The organism is Mesorhizobium sp. M7A.F.Ca.MR.176.00.0.0, assembly GCF_004023165.1.
In the GTDB taxonomy this organism is placed as follows: domain Bacteria; phylum Pseudomonadota; class Alphaproteobacteria; order Rhizobiales; family Rhizobiaceae; genus Mesorhizobium.
The window spans coordinates 1-1,600 of sequence record NZ_RZTC01000275.1 but is presented as its reverse complement, the minus strand read 5'-3'; the positions used below and the strand labels follow the sequence as shown (position 1 = coordinate 1,600).

1 pseudogene is annotated in these 1,600 nt (G+C 66.9%); it reads right to left on the bottom strand.

Going from position 1 to position 1,600, the window contains the following annotated elements:
- Positions 1 to 1,600, bottom strand: a pseudogene (locus EOB59_RS34750) (kinesin); the annotation flags it as partial.

Below are 1,600 nucleotides of genomic sequence, written 5' to 3'. Positions count from 1 at the left end.
GCGCTTCCACGGGGGCCGTAGGGGCTGCCGACCTGAGGTCCTCATCGTTCGATGCCGCGGTCAGCAGATCCCGCACCCAGCCGCCCTGGGGCGTGCGGGCGCTGGCATCGCCGCGCGGACGCGGTGCCGCCTCGGCAGGACGCTCAAGGTCGAGCGTGCCGCGCAATGCAGGGCCGCCCAAGGGCGCCTGAGGCGTGCGCAGATCCGGCTGCGGTGCCGGTGCGCGGCGCGGCGGCTCGGCAGCGCGTGCGGCCGGCGCTTGCGGCGCCGGACGCAGGTTGCGTGGTTCGGACCCGTCACCGCCGCGGCCGGACTTGGCCACGATGTCCGAAAGCTCCTTCAGGGCGTTGATCTGCTCGGAAACGGCGCGGCGGATGGCCGAGGTCGATTCCTTTGCCTCTTCCGGCATTTCGATGACGCCCTTCTTGAGCTCGGCCCGGGTCAGGTCGAGTTCGCTCTTGATCGAGCCCGCGGTGCGCCGCATCTCCTCGGTCGCATCGGCAAAGCGCTTGGTTGCCGAGTCGACGACGTCGGTGATGGCGTTGCGGATCTTGTCGGCCGACTCCATCGTCTTGCCTTCGGCGTTCTGCAGTGTCTGGCCGACGAGATTTTCGAACGAGCGCATGACCCTTTCGAGATCCTCCGACTTCTTGACCAGGCCGACGGCGAGGTCTTCGAGCGACGACTGCCGTTCGAGCGTGTGTTCGAGGTTGCTCTGGGCCGAGCTCAACAGGTCCGAAGCACTGGAGAGCAGGCGGCTGTGCTCGTCGAACTTGGTGGCGATCGACGCGACCTCGCGCAAGGTGGACGACGACAGTTCCGTCAGCCTTGTCGTGTTCGAATCGACCAGACGTGCCGAGCTGGCAAAGGTCTGCGCGGCCTTCTCGGTGGTGGCGGCGAAGCTTTGCGTGCTGCCGCTCAGGCGTTCATCGACCTGGCCGAGATTGACCGCGGCCTGGTCGATCAACTGACCGAGCTGCGAGCTGGACTTGGTCATGCGGCCGATGAGATCAGCGACGCTGTCGGACAGCGACGAGCGGGCGCCTTCGACCGCCGACAAGGTTTCGGCGGTGCGGCTGGCGAGCGCGTCGACAAGCGCGGCATTCTCGCTGCGCAGCTTCTCGGTGGCGCGTTCGGTGACCTCTTCCATGCTCTTTTGCAGTTCCGAGCCGCCCTGGGCGAAGCGCTCGACCAAGGGCCGTGCGGTTTCGTCGAGGATCTTCGACATTTCGGCCGAACGTGCGGCGAGCATGGTGTTGAGTTCGCGGGTGTTGGCGCCGATCGTCTTGGCGGCATCGTTGGTGCTCTGGCCGATATGCTGGCCAACCGCGGTGAAGGTCTCGGCGATCACATTGGCGCGCGAGACAAGTTGCGCCTCGGCATTCGACACCTGTTCGTTGAGCTTCTGGCCCATCGTCTCGGCTGTGAAGGCGAGGCGGTTCTCGACGCCTGAGACCTGCTCTTCGACACGGGCTGCCGCGGCCGCGGCACTCGACGCGAAACGCTCGTCCGCACCGGCAAGCGCCTGCTCGATTTCGCGGGCATGCACGGCCATTTCCTGGCCGGTCCGCCTTGCGCGTTCGGCAACCCGTTGCTCCGG